This is a genomic window from Acetanaerobacterium elongatum (assembly GCF_900103835.1).
Classification (GTDB): Bacteria; Bacillota; Clostridia; order Oscillospirales; family Ruminococcaceae; genus Acetanaerobacterium; species Acetanaerobacterium elongatum.
Map to the genome: position 1 here is coordinate 1 of NZ_FNID01000037.1, position 14,965 is coordinate 14,965.

Genomic DNA, 14,965 nt, shown 5'->3' on the forward strand with positions numbered 1-14,965 from the left:
AGATAGTGTGCAGACCACATCCGCCAGCAAGATATTCCAAGACAGCTTTCTTCTTTAATTCGGAGCTGTAAACGCGGTTCTTTTTTGTCGGGGCAAGACCCAAAGCACCCTCCTGTCGATATATCCGAGCCCATCTGGCTATTGATGCAGGTGCAACCTTGGCTCGTCTGGCGGCTTCCTCTCTTGAAATTTTCCCAGATACATACTCTCGAGTGATTTTAACTTTTTCAGTAACCTCTATTTTAGATTTTTGTGGCATAAAAATACTCCCTTCATGATGAACAGTGTTTGTTATTTCACTGTCTCTCATAAAGGGAGCATATCAAATTTGCAGCCGGCTGCTTTTTATGGATATACGAATATTTCGTAAGCCAATAGATTTCTGCGTCACACAGGACTTTACCCTTCTTACGGGGCTGAAATGGGCTTTAAATTCAAAAATCGTGTTGACAATCGTCTGTGCAATTGCTATAATAAACAAGCGCTTTAACAAGAGCGCCTTAATTGTGCCAAAAAATGATATGAACCATTAGCTCAGTCGGCAGAGCACTTGACTTTTAATCAAGGTGTCCGGAGTTCGAATCTCCGATGGTTCACCACATTGCATACATTACACGGAGGCCTAGTGATAGGTCTTTGTGTGATATATACAAGTATTTTTATATTTTAGAGCAAGGCATGGGTCTCATACCCTGCTCTAAAAATCAAGTACTCATTACCTTTTAAACTAGCATGATAAACCGCCTTTTTCAAGGTCACGCAGCTCCGCATTACCGCCCTTCACCAAAGTAGCGAATATCACAGATTCTCCCCTCATTATTATGAGCAGCCGTCACCGGTCGTTATCATTATTTCACTATGCGTATCATTGCAACAGGCAATTTATCGCTCGTACCTTTGATGTCATCGAGTTGAAGGGCCGGAAGATTCTCCTCTCTTATTTCCGCTTTTGCCCTCAGGTAGTCGTGGCGTTGCCTATACTGTCGCTACGGTGATTCACTTCCAATATGGTGAGTATTCACATTGAAGCGAAGACCGGCAGTTACTCACCACCACGCATAGCTAAATGAGCTTATCATGCTCTTGTTAGCGGTGGTTCACAATTGAGATGTAACCGCATCTCAATTTATTGTGCCTTCCGCCGTCTTGTCAAGGTGCAATTACATAACTCGGTTGCAGAATTGGCATGTAGCTTTTATCTGCAACACACAGCAGCCAATGTGTGACAGTAAATTCGACACAGGTTGCTGGGATGTATCTTGAACGCGACAAGCGTTTCAAGTAAAAGAATAGCCTTTCAGATGTCTTTTTTGAAGGAGAACATCTAAAAGGCTTGTTCGAGTGTATGTCTTCGTGCTATAATAATAGCACGCAAAACACCTTCCATAAGTCTTTAAGATGGTTCTCACATCTTACTGGCGCACGCCTGTGCGTTGCTTTCAACAGCGTACAGGCTATGGGGGGATTTTGTTGATTAATGCTAGTTTAGCATATTACGATATGGATTGCAAGAAATTATTGTAATATTCTATTGTTGCTCTGTATTGATTATATTCAACCTTATAGCATCTTCTACAAAGGCGTTTAGGGTTTTCCCGCTGGCCGATGCCGCGAGAGCAGCTGCACGGTGCAGATCAGGCTGAATGCGAACATTAAATGATCCTTTAAACGGTTTCTCTGGCTTCTTACCGTTTTCATTACAATACTCAAGATATTCGTCAATGGCATCGTGAAAATCCTCAATAAGAGCACTTACACTATCACCCTCAAAAGAAAGCAAGTCCTTAATACCGATGACTTTGCCATGAAATACTTCATCATCTTCTGAGAAGACAACACTTCCAATATAGTCTTTATAATGAAGATAGCTATTCATAACAGATTCCTTTCTTTCAATGCAGTAATGACATCTTCAACCTGATACGGCTTAAGTATATTCCTTGGATGGGGCTTATGGAGCCGGATATAGTCGTTACCACCATTTGCGAATGCTACTCTTGAACCTCCGGTTTTGCCTGTGACCACTTGCTGATAACCAAAGCAATTAAGTAATGCGGTCAATTCCGCAAATGTAAAATCCTTCGGCTTACTTAATAGTCGGGCTATTAGCTTTTCCTTTTTGCTCATGTCATCACCGCCTACCTTTAATATATACCTGTTTGAGTTAAAATGCAACTACTATTAGTTGCTATATGGTTTTAGAAGAAAGAATAAGAGGTGCATAATGAAAGAAGTATCCTTGGATCAATTCAAAGCCGGTACTGATGAGATAGTTCGTGAAATTCTCTCCGCTGGTGACATCTACTGTGTTGATGTCGGAAAATCGGAGAAGATTGTCATAATGGAAGAAGCCGAATACAAGATTATGCGCGAAGCTCTTGGTATGGTGATAACGCTTGCATCGAAAGATAATACACAAAAATAAGACGGAATTATTTATCCCGCAATTTGCTTAGTTGAAACTGAATCCGGTTCAAAGCCGTTTTTACAAATTATGGCTGCTAAATTCACTCTACAATTTCATCTTCTCGCAGAATCACCGGCATACTGTCATGAATCTCCGCATAGAATCGTGGTCCGCGGTAGTTAGAATCATATATTGAGGTAGCTCTTCACGGGGCATAGGGTTATACAGCCCCGTCGTGTAGAGCATTGAGCTGTCGGGAGCGTTGAAAAGGTACTTCCCTTTCTTCTTCGCGAAATCAAGCGACCATTCAAAAAAACCGTCGAGGGTATTATACATCGCCTGAATTGAAGCGCATCTTTAAAGGTGCGCTTTTCTTGTATCGTTTCAGTGTATTTTATGGCGATTACCTCACTACTCTTATATTGGATACAGCGTCCAGATTTTCAGTGTGTAGTCTTCGAGCCTATTTATATGTATAAATTGACTTGGTATTTATGGAAGAGTATAATGGATTTAGTCGATTATTCCTACTTTTGAGACTTAATTGTGATAACTCTATCCTTTTTATATACTCAAAGTTGTTTCTACACTTATTGATATCAATTACAAGTAAAATTGCTTATATATTAAGGCTCTCGTATCATTAGCATACACACAGCTCACCAAACGTTAGCTTAGTACCATAACGCGCAGTTCGTCTTACCCCTAATCAGCTAAAATAATGCGAAGTCGCCCCTCCCTTATGTCAAGCAAATGATGCGCAGTTCTGATAATTCCCAGAACTGCGCATTTTAATAATCTTTTTATTGATTGTGTAACTCGTTTAATCTTTTTATTAACCCATCAAACCAATTCGTATAGGAGCTAAAGAACAACTCAAAATCGCACTAAATCTGCCGGAATTATTTCAGTTCAAAATCTTTAGCTTTAAGCTTGATATAAATCTCCTTAAGCGAGCTGAAATCTGTTACCGGATTTCCCTTAAGCAATAAAGTTTTAAGCGTACTAATGTTTGCAAGCGGGCTTACATCCGTTATCTGATTGTCATTAAGTTGTACTTCCCACAGCTTTGGCAAATCAGTTAAACCGGACACATCTGTTATACCCGCATTCTTCGCGTCTATCTTCTCAAGGTTTTCCATTCCCGATAAGGCATCTAGGCTTCCTATTCCCTTCGGTACATCGTTATCACCGTGTAACCAACAGAAAATCAAACATCTCATGCTTTTTAAATCTATAAGAGGAGATAGTTCCTCAACGATCGTTCCGCTGATATCTAAAGTATTTAGATTAGTCAGTTTTGAAATCGGCGATAGGTCACTTACATTGTTAAATGCAATGCTTAGTTCCGTTAATCCTGTAAAGTATTGCAGATCGTCAATGCTTTTTATACCACCATTTTTACTATTCGCATCATCAAAGTCCTTATTGCTGAGATCAAGTGATGTAACCTCGGCAGCCTCCGCCAAAGTGATATCCCCGACTGGTTTATTCATCACCAGGCGAGTCTTTGCCTCCAGCGCAGCGTCACTGAATACGATAACTTTTGGAGCTTCAGAAGCTGGTTTTGCTTCGGAAACCTGACTTGCGAGCTTGCTGGAATTTAATTCGATGTTAGTGTTACCTGCAGGAGCGGCACATGCAGCTGTTGAAAGCAGAAGCAGAAAAGCCGAGGCTATGCACCAAACTCTTTTCATTGGTTGTCCTCCCTTTATTCTGGAATATAATACAGTTAAATTATATACCAATAGGTGAACGCAGTGGTATGCAGAATGCACACGTCGTGAGGGTTTCCCTACATAGCCAATAACTCTTCAATGGCTCATTATAGGGCTGTATCCTTGAATCTATAGAAAAAAACGGATATACTGGTAGTACTGCAATCCTTAACTAAGTAAAAAATGTTTGGATTAATAAGTAGCAGTATAGCATGCACTATTCGTTCTCATATCCAAAATCAACTTCATAGGAAAAGACAGACAGGGGGATGTTGCAGGTGGCGCAGACTATCGGCAAGAATGTTAGAACGAGTACTTTGCTTCGCAGACTGTTCAAAGCACCTGATTTGGATAACTTTATTGAATGCCATGCTAATGCTATGGATGTCCCTCAGTTTCCTGCATATTTAAAAGAGTTGTGTCACGAAGCAGGTCTGGTTCCGGAGCAGATTATCAAAAAAGCAGCTATTGATCGTACATATGGACATCAGCTGTTCAACGGAACGCGTAAACCGTCACGGGATAAGGTTATTCAACTGGCCTTTGGCTTTAACCTTAACGTGGAGGATACGCAAAAGCTTCTGAAACTCGCGCAGAAAAGCGCTCTCTACCCCAAGATTAAACGTGATGCCATAATCCTTTATAGTCTAAGTAACCACAAAGATATTCTGGAAACACAGAGTGTTCTACAGGCATTGAGCCAAACTCTTTTAGGCGGTGAAGAGAAAAATGGTTGACGCGTTTGTTCAAGAGTTTTTACGCAGCTTTGACGACAGCCACTATCCTGATGATTTTCTTGCAACGTATGAAGCTATAGAATGCTTTGCACACAACGAGGCCGGAGAAACACTGCTTGTAAAGGATAGACAATCGGGTCATTACTACGTGGCAAAATGCTATACTGATAAGGCTCTTCTTTCGCATACTACCGAAAACGAACTGCTGAAGAATTTGCATCATCCGGGACTGCCAGCCTTTATAGGCGAATACCACAATGATGAGATGCTGTGCGTAGTGCGTGAGTATCTTGAGGGGATAACACTTGACCAATATGCGGTGGAGAATCGGCTTTCGGAGGAGAGAATTCTCTCTATAGCCAAACAGCTCTGTGATATTCTTACCTATCTTCATTCACAAAAACCACCTGTAATTCATCGGGACATCAAGCCTCAGAATCTTATTATAGATACTCACGGTACTTTAAGATTAATCGACTTTGGTATCTCCCGTGTATTTGACGAGGCCGCGCGGGAAGATACGATATTCTTTGGAACAAAGAACTTTGCTCCTCCGGAGCAATACGGTTTTTCACAAACAGATAGCCGCGCGGATATCTTTTCTACCGGGATACTACTGTGTTGGTTGTTGACTGGTGAATCCGACACAAAAACCGCGCTTTCTAAAATTACAAATGCGAGGCTGCGGCGGATTATCAAAAAATGCACATGCTTTTCACCAGAAAAACGTTATTCTTCTGCTGTCAAATTAAAATACGCCCTGATTAACGTTGATGGTCACAGACTAAAAATGGCATTGCGTTGGGGTTACAGCTGTCTGGCATGCATTCTTTTTCTATGTATCGGCTTTTACTTAGGACGTTATACCGAATTTTCTCCGGCTGTTTCTGTAAGCTCAGGTGTTACCTTTAGAGAGCCGCTCATTGAACAGGCAGTGCGTCTTATGCTACAGAAACAAAACGATGAACCAATCACCGAAAATAATCTAACCAATGTAACCGAGCTATACATATTCGGCGATCAAGTGGTCAGAAATTGTGATGAATATATTGCTGTCGGCAGTCATATGGCCAAAAGCGACGGCATGGTGAAAAAGGGTAATCTTACTACACTAGAGGATCTGAAAAAGCTGAAGAATCTTAAAATTCTTAATATTGCATTAGAAAACATCAGTGATTTGACGCCACTTAGCAATATTCATACTTTGGAGCAGATAGATCTTAAACACAACCCAGTAGAGGATGTATCACCGCTAGCTTCTATGAATTCACTTCGGGAATTATATTTGTTTGAAACCCGCGTATCTGACCTTTCGGCCCTGTCTGGCTGCCCTATGCTGAAGAATATTGATGTGGGGAAAACATATGTTACCTCCTTCTCTGCGTTCAAGGGGATAAACAACCTTAAGAATCTTTCTTTAAAGCAGGCGCCTATAAAAAATCTCATCGGTATTGAGAAATTCTCGCAACTTGAGCAGATCAGTTTGAGTAATGTTGCGGATGGTAACTTATCGTCGCTGATGAAGCTTCCGCAACTCAGAGATGTCGATTTAGACGAGGACCTTCGACCAGCCGCACAGAAAGATTTACAAGAAGCAAAATTCAGTATCACCTATTCATAACTGTTTTATTTGATTGAGAGCCCAAAAGTATGCAGCTTGCATACCTATGGGCTCTTTCTATTTGTTATGCTAAATTTGTCAAAATATTAGAATTCGGATGTATAAGTTGATCGGCACAAGCTGCAAGGAGAGAATGTCAAACCAGTGGTTATTTAGAAAGGTGTTACTCTCAACTCTTACACTTATTAAGGAGGCAACAGTATGGCTAATGCAAATTATTATTATCCGAAGAATGGCGAACCGAAGACGGTACATTTTGATATTACAGGAAACCGTCCTACTGAGGAGGAAGCCAGAAGCCTGACAGCAATTCCGTTTAATAAAAAACCTGTCAGTATCGAAGAAGTTAAAGATTCACTAAAATGGTTTGCCATCGGGCTTGTTGGCGCCGTTTTTCTTTGGTTCTTCGGGCAGTGGGTGATTACGAGTTTTGTTGGCCCCGGCGTTTTATTCTTCGGGTTTGGGGGAGCTTATGTTGCTGCTCCGGTCTCGTTAATATTTGCTATCTATAACCTTACTAAATTGTTTCGCTCCGGAAGAAAGAAAAAGCCAGAAGATTCACTTAAATGGGTATGGGAAACCTCCTACTTCGGAGAAGACGCGGTTGGCGTTCGTTTTGGCAAGCTTAACTACGCGCTTGGTACCCTGGAACGCGCAGTACCATCTGCTATAGCCTTTGACAGAAACAATATCGGAGATTACATCAATGAGCTTCGGACAGTACTGTCACTGGCTATGGATGAAACCTCCCTGCCTGCGCGCGAGGAGCCACCGGGTGAATGGAAAGAAGCAAGTTCGTTAAAATCAACCAGAATTGAAAACAGTACCGAAATCTACCCCGGTGTTTTAGAGCTATGCGCAACAATCAGCTACAGTGACGTCCTTTCCCGGTCAGATGCTAACAACAAACAGTATAACATGATTTCTGCAATCCTTGAACTTCATGTAACAAGTGTATTTATTAAAGCGGGAAAGTATTGGTATCCTTATGACCTAACACCGGCAATAACCCGGCGCGAGGAATTTAATTCACCAGCAGCTTCTGCGGAGATATTCAATATATCCGTTCAGTAACTTTGTATCAAGAACAATGGATATACATTATTTTGAAAGGGTGTTGATGATGGCAGAAAAGAACTCAAAAGGGCAGAAAGGGTTTGCGATTGTAAATATTATTGTTGGTGTAATCCTAGTTATGGCAGGTCTTTTTATGCTCACAGAACCTGACGTGGGCCCAGGTGGAATCATTTCCATATTGCTTGGAGCGGTCGTATGGGGAATCGGCGCTTACACCTTATACATTAAAAAGAAATGTCCTGAAGATCTGGCACGGCGAAAGTGGATAAAACCGATAAACACCATTAGCTTTGTGATATCGTGTATTGTAATGGCCGCGTGTATTATCCTGCCCATCGTCGCGCCGCTACTGTAAATCTAATTTTCCAGTCAAAACAATCAGGCTCCCTCGTAATCCGGGGGAGCTTTGCTATTTAACATCGACTATATTATTCGTATAAATACAATGTTTGACATAGGAAAAGTACGGAAGTATAATTAAAATTGTGGTCTCAATTCAAGTTCGTGTAATTACAACTTGCGCTCATTTTACATGGTGTTCTTAAAAAAGATAAGAATTTCATCCACGGCAGGTTATATAGTCAGCACGAAATCGGGCATACAAGAGCTCACTGCAACTATACTCAATTCGCCAAACAGTAGCATAGGTACCATTACACGAAGTTCGAATTTTCTAGGTTGTTTAAAATAATACGAAATTCCTGCTACTCTATTTCAAATTGCAAACTATACGAAGATCGATTTACCTAGGAACATACCAATAACGCATGACGCCATTGTGTGTTTGACCATAATATAACAATATATTTTATATATCTTAAGGGGTGAGATATTATGGATCGGATTATTCCTATTGTGATATTGGTGTTTCTTGTAATCGTTGGACATGTTCTTAAGCGTATTGAGCTGAGTAGTCTCATAAAGCGAAGGAATTTTACTCTAGAATATCGCAATAAATTTAGGTTTCACCCAACCATAACTCTTTGATATTTGCGCTTTCTTTTACAAGTGACGGACTGGTGCGCGCGTTTGTATCACCAAGGCCAAGCTGGCCATCGGTATTTTTGCCCCACCCATAAAGGCTGCCGCTGAGATCCTCTGCCAAAACAAACTCAGCGGCGCTGTTTGTATACAGCTTTTTAAACTTTATGCTGCTCGATACAAGCCCCCACGTTTTTCTGTCGTAGGTATCGCCCTGACCATGCTTACCGTAGGTACCACTGCCGCAGCTATACAGCTCCCCGCTGTTCATCAGTACGAAGCTGACGTCCTTGATTGCGGCAATCTGTTTAATCTTGCCCTTGTCTTTAAAAAAGGTGATTTCGATGGGCTTGGTGTAACTGGTGGCTCCGCTTGCGCCAAGCCCCAGCTGGCCGTGGGTGTTGTCACCCCAGCCGATGAATCGCCCATCGGCGCGGGTCATGAGCACATGGTTATCAGCTACGAACTGCGAGATCGGGATACTGTCTTCTGCATGTACTGCGACAGGCATTGCCAGTAAAAAAGATAAAGTCATCAGTACACACAGGAATAGGGATACTGTTTTTCTCATGCTTCTTGCCCTTTCTGTTAATGTTTAATTTGAATTACTTATACAAACCTTTATAAGTTGGTTTATATCTTCATCTGCTCCGGAGCGGCGGGGATGTTCTGCAACACGATATCAAACCATCGTTCCGCAGCCCTCTGAAGTTCTTGCTTTAGGATGTGATACGGCAGCGCCTCCACCGCTTCGTTCATACGCCTTCGCACCTTGTCAGGCGGCACACCGCTCCAAAGGTCATCACTGATTTGACCGAGTATGTGGTGAAAGCCGTCGCCGTAGGCACTCGTAAGCTCAACGTGCGGAATCTTGCCCGCCATAGCCTTAGTATCCCATGGGCGATGACTGCACGGCCGGACTCTCTCCGACAGCCTTTACTTCCTTCGGTAACAGCTCTCCTATCTTCTCCGAGAGATCTATAAGCTTTCTTTCCTCGTCGAAGGTCATCGGTTCCTTAGAAATCTGTCCGAAACGCTGTGCGGTATCCAGCGCCGACTGAATCAGCTTTAATTCTTCATCGCTAAAAAGCCGTTGCTTATCAATCATCTCGGAGCGCAGTGCGAAGTCTTCTTTGGCCGATTGATAGTTTCGGGTATAGTTGCCGTTGTTAACACCTGTCGAGCTTCTTCTCCATGTAACAAACTGGAGGGTGTTGTCTTTCATCATCTTTGCAGCAAGCACAATACCGTTCAGTTCACTAAGTTTACGATAGGTTTGGGCGGATTCGTCCTCAACCTCCAGTGGCATCGCCGAGGTGTAGGCCTCAAAGGCTTCCATCGTGTCACGAAAAGTCTGCTTGATTTTATCAAACACCGGCTCATCCGCTTCATTGTGCTTCAGGTACAAGGTGTTATCCTCCGAAGCATCAATATACCCGATCTGCGCACCATGCAGGGAGAGCTGAACATCCTCCTTCTTGCCCGTAACCTTCTTGTCATAGGTTACGCCGAGGGCCATGAGGTGTGGTTCCAAAACCTTAAGGAATTCGTTCTGCCTATTCGCACGGTCAAGATTGTTCATGATGTTGTTACCGCGTCCGTTGAGCATCATAGAGCACTCCGCGCCGATCCGCGCCATGCAATAAAAGGCCTCCGTGGTTTCACCGAGGGTCTTGCCAGTGGCGAAATGCACGAATCGGTATTTACCATCCTCTTCATATTTAAGGGAAATATCGAGGTATATACCTTCGCTTCCGCCAAAATCAGTATCGCACAGAGCTTCGACAAAGTCTGGTAGCTCGCCGTCATTCCTAGTGAAATTCTCCGGTGAGAAAAGAAAATACTCATCCGGTAGCAGCCCTTGCTCCTTCAGGTGCTTTTCAAGCTGATTAAACGCGTCCTGCGCTTTAATCATACCGAGAGATTTCACTTGCTGCTTTTCGTTCGGCTCACTCCATCGTTCGACTTCTATTGACTTTAGCATTTACATAACATCCTTTCATAAAAAATAAGCACCCTATTCAGGTGCCTGTTATCACATCATCTCAGGGGACATGTTCCTTTGTGGTATCGGCTGTTTAATCTCAGTAGGCTTATTGGTCTCCGGCGCGTCCTCTGAAACCAGCTCATCCTTGTTGTTTAGGTCAAGCTCGCAGGTCAGCTCTGTCCGGCGCTTAATCAGCTGCTCGATACGCTCTACATACTCAAACGGCTGCTCAAATTGTTCCTTGGCTTCACTTAGCGACTTATTGAGCTGTTCAAGATTGGCCTTTTCATACTCCAGCGCCTTGGCAAGCCCCTGTACGACATTCTCTATTCTTCTTACCGTGCCCACATTATCCTCGCTGACTTCGGCTTCATGGATCCCAGCTCCTTTTATCACCACCCTTGTCTTATCAAACATATCCTTTTTGCTGGCATACAGTTTAAAACCTCCATAGCTGCCGAACTCACGATCCTCACCCAACACCCCGGCGCATACCGCGCGGATCAGCTCGCCCGCCTTCTCGCGTTCGGCGTAACTATTGCCGTAAATAGTCATCCTGAATTCTTCGGTAGCGTTCTCCTTCGCAAGGGCAATGTCAGCCTCAAGGAGGTTTATGTGGCTCTTGCTCGTTTCTATTGCCTTGGGGTACCGCAGGGCTATTTCATCCTGTAGCGTGTACTTCTGCTGCTTGTAACCGGACTGGAGGGTATGCATACGTGCAAGCTCGGCATCCACCTCCATCTTCTCCTTGATTCTTGGATCGCCGCTGGCGATGGCTTTTACTTCTGCGAAAGAAAGAACCGCTTCGTCCACATCCTCACAGGTTCGCGACGGACTTTTTGAGGTCATGATCTGTGAGATAAATCGCTGCTTCTGCTCTACAATCTGCCACAGATAGCTGTCAAAGCTCTTTTCGGTTACATAGCGGTAGATATATACCTCGGGGTAATCGTTGCCCTGGCGGAGGATACGCCCCTCACGCTGCTCGATATCAGAGGGACGATAGGGGCAGTCGATATGATGCAGTGCAATCAGGCGCTTTTGGATGTTGGTACCCGCGCCGCACTTCTGAGTGGAGCCGATGAGAATTCTTTTGTCACCGTTACGCAGCTGCTCAAACATCTCCTCACGCTTAATTGGGTTATCGGTGTCCCAAATCGTGCAGATCTGTTCTGATGGGATACCGCGTTCAATCAACCGGAATATCAACTCATCCGGGATGTTGAAGCTGCTGTTGGGCGCGCTGAAATCGGAGAAAATAACCTGTACACCGTTATCTTCCGCTGATTCCGTGTAATGTTTGAATATCTTTTCTACACATTGCGCCACCTTGCCATTCAAGTCATATTCACAATCGGGGTCAATCAGCCGCATATCGGTTCCGGCCTTGCGCGCATCGCTAGTGAACTTGAGCATGTTATCTTCGGTGGGCTTCACGTTGCCATCGCGGATGGCCTGAACGCGTGGGATGCTTTCCTTAATGAAGAACAACAGCTCCTGTGATGGTGGGCATACAACCACCGTTGGCTTGCCTCCTGCGACCTTGGGAACTTTGAGGTCGAGCATATCAGAGGTTCGGATGTCGGCTACCTTGCGGAATACAGTCATCAATTCGGGCATGTTGTAGAACTTCGCAAATCGGGTACGCGGGCGGTAGCCATTGCCTTCGGGGGCTACCTCCATGGTAGTGACGGTTTCGCCGAACTGCGCCGCCCATTCATCGAAATGTCGGATATCCATATCCAACAGATCGTCGTTTTGCAGATACCGCTGCATGACATAGGTCTCGGCCATGCTGTTTGAAATAGGTGTGCCGGTGGCAAAGGTAACGCAGCCGCCAATTTCACTAAGGTACCGGCACTTCATCAACATGTCGGAGGATTTCTTTGCTCTGGCGTTTGAGATACCTGCCACGTTACGCATCTTTGAAAATATCGCACAGTTTTTGTAGTAGTGAGCCTCATCTACAAACAAAGAGTTGATACCGAGCTGCTCAAAGGTCAGCAGATCATCTTTCTTGGTGGCGTCATTGAGTGACTTAAGCTGCTCTGAAAGCCCTGCCCGCAGCTTTTCCATCTGCTTAACAGTATAGCTTCGGCCCTCCTTATCCTCCCTCATATCCTCAATCGCAAAGGCGATCTCATCAAGCTCATTCTGGATGGCTTGCTTCTGATAATCAGGGGACATCATGATCTTCTCAAACTGCGAGTGACCCATCACCACCGCCTCTATATCCCCAGTGGCAATCTTGCTTAAAAAGGTCTGGCGGTTCTGCCGATCAAAGTCCTTCTGGCTTGCAATCATCACCTTAAAGCTTGGGTAGAGTACCAAACAATCTGCACCGAACTGTTCGGTCAGATGATTTGGCACCACAAAGGCCACCTTCGAGGCTAATCCCACACGCAGCTGCTCCTTTGCTCCTGCAATCATGCTGAAGGTCTTACCCGCGCCCACTACGTGGGCAAGCAACGTGTTCTGTCCGCTTTTGATACGGGCGACGGCGTTCTTTTGATGGTCATACAGCTTGATACCGGGGTTAATACCCGGCAGGATGAGATTGCTTCCGTCATACTCCCGCAGACGGATGTTGTTGAAGTGCTCATTGTGGTTGCGACTTTATGGGCTGTAGTGGAATTATCGGTGCTTCAGCTACAGGCTCGTTCTGTTCTGCTGCCGGTGGTTTGGGCAGCGTACTCAGGATTCTGTCCCGTTCCTGCTCCAGCGCATCCCATTCCTCGCCTTGACTAAAGGTAAGGATAGCACCGGAGTCAAAGTCTTTCTCGTACCTGCCAATCTCCTCGTTGATCTCAGTAAGTGTAACGTTGGCCGCGGCAAGATAAATGGTATCTTCCGTTACATCAAAGCCGGTATCAAAGAGGCTGGATTGTGAAGTAATCGTATCCGGCTTAAATGGGGTGTTGTTCTTTACAGGGCTTGAAGTTCCTCGGTGAGCTGTGCCAGTAATATCTCCTCGGCCTGCTGAAAGATTTGATTCAGGTACTGCGCTTTGCTCAGAAACTCTCCGTTCTCCTGAAAGGGATGTTCCAGTTGAAGTCTTTCCATCAAATCTGACCGTAGTGTTCTGTAGCGAATGTCCAGTTTCTGAAGATAGTCGTTCAGTTTGTTCTCTCCCATCCACTCCTGAAACAGGTTGAACTTCTCCTCCAGAAGGTATTTGCGGGCGATCACTGCGTACTTCCCGAGTTCCTCCGTCGTCTGTGTTCCCGCGGTCAGGTTCGGGTACAGCAGGCCGTCCTTCTCCGTATAGGTTAAGCTGCTCATGATGACTTCTCCTTTCGTAGTCCTTTACTGCTTGTTCGATGGTTCTTAATATGCTCTGTATCTCAGTGGATACTTGGATGAACTCCTTGAAACTGAGTATTGATGGAAACTGGGTCGATACATTCATGCCGATCCGATTACATACTGCTTTGTAGATACAGCTCATACCCGTTTCAGATAATCCGGTCAAAGCGATCTTATCCAGCAGCGAATTTTGCAGCAGGTACACCGGTGGGTGAGCTTCCTCCACCTCAAAGATCTCAAGTACAGGCTTGATATTTTCTTCTCTGAGTTCCCACACATATGGCATGGTCTCTATAGGGCCATAGGTATCGCTGAGATCAAATAGGTTGATGACCTTATCATAGTGGGTATCCAGCACCGCGATAGCCTTGGAGCCGCGCTGGATGCGTCTGCCGACCTTGTCATTCCACACGTTCATCGGGGCGACGGCAGTTGCATCGGGGCGCTGAGCGTAAATTAGCACCTGCTGGACAAAGGGATATTTGTAGACGTTTCCGATGAAAGAAAGAAATTGTGTAAGCTCTGCCTCCGATGAGTTGATTCTCAGAAAGGTTTCATTGAGCAGCCTCATCAGGGTATCCTGTCGTTTTTCTGCCATGAGTGCCTCCGTTGTTATTATATCATATTGGGATGAAAAGGGAATTCTAAAATGTTACTCAGAACATTTGTGGTGCCGATCTTGACTTCTCCAACTCCAGTATCTTTTCACATATGGATTTAACGCCCCTATTGTAAGCGGCGTCCCATTTGTCTACAAGCTTCTGCTCGTCCTTGGTCAGGTTGTCTCGCCATTCCTGCGTCCATTCTTCGTTCGTTTCTGCCCAAAACAACTCCTGCAGTTCATCCTCTCGCTCTTTTGAAACACTTGGCTTCTGCCTGTACTGCTCTGGAGTAAAAATGGTTTTACCAAGCTCATTTTCATTAATCCACTTATTTTTATCAGGGCAGTCAAGATAGAAATAAGTTGAATTACTCTGGATTGCCTTGTCAAGAACGCGACTTTCAATGCATTGACCGTCACCATGCTCAATAAACAGGGTGTCACCGACATTGATTGGAATGTTTTGATTCTGCATTCAGTTTATTGCCTCCTTCTCTTTTTTCGCTGCATGATACAGCATAAGCGCCTCA

Annotated in this window: 16 protein-coding genes and 1 tRNA gene; 6 read left to right on the forward strand and 11 right to left on the reverse strand. The window is 44.4% G+C overall.

The window, feature by feature from the left end:
- Positions 1–259, reverse strand: a 259-nt coding sequence (locus BLR50_RS11880; protein ID WP_162840410.1) for a helix-turn-helix domain-containing protein, incomplete at its 3' end; no start/stop codon positions are given.
- Positions 260–523: 264 nt separating this feature from the next.
- On the opposite strand from BLR50_RS11880, the gene BLR50_RS11890 reads away from it, so the two are divergent.
- Positions 524–599, forward strand: a tRNA-Lys gene (locus tag BLR50_RS11890).
- Between the two features lie 929 nt (positions 600–1,528).
- On the opposite strand, the gene BLR50_RS11895 is transcribed toward BLR50_RS11890, so the two are convergent.
- Together BLR50_RS11895 and BLR50_RS11900 are read right to left on the reverse strand one after the other, a co-directional pair.
- On the reverse strand, positions 1,529–1,876 hold the full coding sequence (locus tag BLR50_RS11895; RefSeq protein ID WP_092642556.1) for a type II toxin-antitoxin system HicB family antitoxin: 348 nt from the start codon (positions 1,874–1,876) through the stop codon (positions 1,529–1,531).
- The gene (locus BLR50_RS11900) at positions 1,873–2,127 is read right to left on the reverse strand and encodes a type II toxin-antitoxin system HicA family toxin (protein WP_092642559.1); all 255 of its coding nucleotides are present in this window, start codon (positions 2,125–2,127) and stop codon (positions 1,873–1,875) included. Before BLR50_RS11900 ends, BLR50_RS11895 begins: the two co-directional genes overlap by 4 nt.
- Positions 2,128–2,224: 97 nt before the next feature.
- Between BLR50_RS11900 and BLR50_RS11905 the strand changes: the two genes are divergently transcribed.
- The gene (locus BLR50_RS11905) at positions 2,225–2,425 is read left to right on the forward strand and encodes a hypothetical protein (RefSeq protein WP_092642562.1); all 201 of its coding nucleotides are present in this window, start codon (positions 2,225–2,227) and stop codon (positions 2,423–2,425) included.
- Between the two features lie 111 nt (positions 2,426–2,536).
- On the opposite strand, the gene BLR50_RS14890 is transcribed toward BLR50_RS11905, so the two are convergent.
- Both BLR50_RS14890 and BLR50_RS11915 read right to left on the reverse strand, forming a co-directional pair.
- Positions 2,537–2,743: an SOS response-associated peptidase family protein gene (locus tag BLR50_RS14890; protein WP_092642565.1), complete on the reverse strand. Its 207-nt coding sequence runs from the start codon at positions 2,741–2,743 to the stop codon at positions 2,537–2,539.
- A gap of 566 nt (positions 2,744–3,309) precedes the next feature.
- Complete coding sequence (locus BLR50_RS11915; protein ID WP_092642568.1) at positions 3,310–4,104, reverse strand: leucine-rich repeat domain-containing protein; 795 nt, start codon at positions 4,102–4,104, stop codon at positions 3,310–3,312.
- 299 nt (positions 4,105–4,403) lie between these two features.
- Here BLR50_RS11915 and BLR50_RS11920 point away from each other — a divergent pair, with 299 nt between their 5' ends.
- The 4 genes from BLR50_RS11920 to BLR50_RS11935 all read left to right on the forward strand — a co-directional run bounded on the left by BLR50_RS11920 (position 4,404) and on the right by BLR50_RS11935 (position 7,915).
- Positions 4,404–4,862 (forward strand): helix-turn-helix domain-containing protein, encoded by a 459-nt coding sequence (locus BLR50_RS11920; RefSeq protein ID WP_143008110.1) that lies wholly within the window; start codon positions 4,404–4,406, stop codon positions 4,860–4,862.
- Positions 4,855–6,483, forward strand: coding sequence for a protein kinase domain-containing protein (locus BLR50_RS11925; protein WP_092642574.1), 1,629 nt, complete (start codon positions 4,855–4,857; stop codon positions 6,481–6,483). The genes BLR50_RS11920 and BLR50_RS11925 overlap by 8 nt, the downstream gene beginning before the upstream one ends.
- Before the next feature lie 201 nt (positions 6,484–6,684).
- On the forward strand, positions 6,685–7,557 hold the full coding sequence (locus BLR50_RS11930; protein WP_092642577.1) for a hypothetical protein: 873 nt from the start codon (positions 6,685–6,687) through the stop codon (positions 7,555–7,557).
- Between the two features lie 49 nt (positions 7,558–7,606).
- Positions 7,607–7,915 carry a hypothetical protein gene (locus BLR50_RS11935; protein WP_092642580.1) on the forward strand — a complete coding sequence of 103 codons (309 nt, stop codon included), beginning with the start codon at positions 7,607–7,609 and terminating at the stop codon, positions 7,913–7,915.
- 603 nt (positions 7,916–8,518) lie between these two features.
- Here the strand turns inward: BLR50_RS11935 and BLR50_RS11940 are convergent.
- The 6 genes from BLR50_RS11940 to BLR50_RS11970 all read right to left on the reverse strand — a co-directional run bounded on the left by BLR50_RS11940 (position 8,519) and on the right by BLR50_RS11970 (position 14,910).
- Positions 8,519–9,112, reverse strand: a complete 594-nt coding sequence (locus BLR50_RS11940; protein ID WP_092642583.1) for an RCC1 domain-containing protein — start codon at positions 9,110–9,112, stop codon at positions 8,519–8,521.
- Between the two features lie 62 nt (positions 9,113–9,174).
- On the reverse strand, positions 9,175–9,423 hold the full coding sequence (locus BLR50_RS11945; RefSeq protein WP_092642586.1) for a hypothetical protein: 249 nt from the start codon (positions 9,421–9,423) through the stop codon (positions 9,175–9,177).
- Positions 9,424–9,427: 4 nt separating this feature from the next.
- Complete coding sequence (locus tag BLR50_RS11950; protein WP_092642589.1) at positions 9,428–10,525, reverse strand: hypothetical protein; 1,098 nt, start codon at positions 10,523–10,525, stop codon at positions 9,428–9,430.
- A gap of 51 nt (positions 10,526–10,576) precedes the next feature.
- Positions 10,577–13,114 (reverse strand): DEAD/DEAH box helicase family protein, encoded by a 2,538-nt coding sequence (locus BLR50_RS11955; protein ID WP_092642592.1) that lies wholly within the window; start codon positions 13,112–13,114, stop codon positions 10,577–10,579.
- Between the two features lie 13 nt (positions 13,115–13,127).
- Positions 13,128–14,432, reverse strand: a complete 1,305-nt coding sequence (locus tag BLR50_RS14740) for a hypothetical protein (RefSeq protein WP_242871760.1) — start codon at positions 14,430–14,432, stop codon at positions 13,128–13,130.
- A gap of 58 nt (positions 14,433–14,490) precedes the next feature.
- Positions 14,491–14,910 carry a hypothetical protein gene (locus BLR50_RS11970; protein WP_092642601.1) on the reverse strand — a complete coding sequence of 140 codons (420 nt, stop codon included), beginning with the start codon at positions 14,908–14,910 and terminating at the stop codon, positions 14,491–14,493.
- Positions 14,911–14,965 lie beyond the last annotated feature (55 nt).

Coding starts and splice junctions, on each gene's coding strand:
- BLR50_RS11945 (WP_092642586.1), bottom strand. CDS start 9,423: ATGGCGGGCAAGATTCCGCACGTTGAGCTTACGAGTGCCTACGGCGAC.
- BLR50_RS14890 (WP_092642565.1), bottom strand. CDS start 2,743: ATGTATAATACCCTCGACGGTTTTTTTGAATGGTCGCTTGATTTCGCG.
- BLR50_RS11900 (WP_092642559.1), bottom strand. CDS start 2,127: ATGAGCAAAAAGGAAAAGCTAATAGCCCGACTATTAAGTAAGCCGAAG.
- BLR50_RS11940 (WP_092642583.1), bottom strand. CDS start 9,112: ATGAGAAAAACAGTATCCCTATTCCTGTGTGTACTGATGACTTTATCT.
- BLR50_RS14740 (WP_242871760.1), bottom strand. CDS start 14,432: ATGGCAGAAAAACGACAGGATACCCTGATGAGGCTGCTCAATGAAACC.
- BLR50_RS11905 (WP_092642562.1), top strand. CDS start 2,225: ATGAAAGAAGTATCCTTGGATCAATTCAAAGCCGGTACTGATGAGATA.
- BLR50_RS11925 (WP_092642574.1), top strand. CDS start 4,855: ATGGTTGACGCGTTTGTTCAAGAGTTTTTACGCAGCTTTGACGACAGC.
- BLR50_RS11935 (WP_092642580.1), top strand. CDS start 7,607: ATGGCAGAAAAGAACTCAAAAGGGCAGAAAGGGTTTGCGATTGTAAAT.
- BLR50_RS11970 (WP_092642601.1), bottom strand. CDS start 14,910: ATGCAGAATCAAAACATTCCAATCAATGTCGGTGACACCCTGTTTATT.
- BLR50_RS11895 (WP_092642556.1), bottom strand. CDS start 1,876: ATGAATAGCTATCTTCATTATAAAGACTATATTGGAAGTGTTGTCTTC.
- BLR50_RS11950 (WP_092642589.1), bottom strand. CDS start 10,525: ATGCTAAAGTCAATAGAAGTCGAACGATGGAGTGAGCCGAACGAAAAG.
- BLR50_RS11915 (WP_092642568.1), bottom strand. CDS start 4,104: ATGAAAAGAGTTTGGTGCATAGCCTCGGCTTTTCTGCTTCTGCTTTCA.
- BLR50_RS11930 (WP_092642577.1), top strand. CDS start 6,685: ATGGCTAATGCAAATTATTATTATCCGAAGAATGGCGAACCGAAGACG.